We start from the raw sequence: 337 nt of genomic DNA, 5'->3' as shown, positions 1-337 counted from the left end.
GTTACCGGGTTGCTTACAGCCGTGACAATAACCGGCGGCTCACCGAACCGGTAGTCTACCAAGGCATTATTCCTTATCTGCGGGGGTACAGGAAGTGAGGATATCGTCACCTGAAAGGTTACCGTCACCACTCCTCCGGGAGGAATGACATCATTAGGAGGACTGGCTGGGATACTAAATCCTACCGTGGGATTCAGTCCTGCTTGAGGCACTCCATTGATCGTTACCGTTCCCGGGATAAAGACAGTACCAACAGAAGGCACATCTAGGAAGAATACATTACTGGCCTCTACATTTCCCTGATTAGTGATGACCGCAGTATAGGTCAGGGTGTCCC

Annotated in this window: 1 protein-coding gene; it reads right to left on the bottom strand. The window is 51.0% G+C overall.

Going from position 1 to position 337, the window contains the following annotated elements:
• The coding region (locus UF75_RS25970) for a DUF11 domain-containing protein (protein ID WP_045577392.1) at positions 1 to 337 on the bottom strand (337 nt) is incomplete at both ends.

Origin of the sequence: Desulfosporosinus sp. I2 (assembly GCF_000960765.1) — a bacterium.
Lineage (GTDB): Bacteria > Bacillota > Desulfitobacteriia > Desulfitobacteriales > Desulfitobacteriaceae > Desulfosporosinus.
This window is presented reverse-complemented; position numbering and strand designations above follow the sequence as displayed.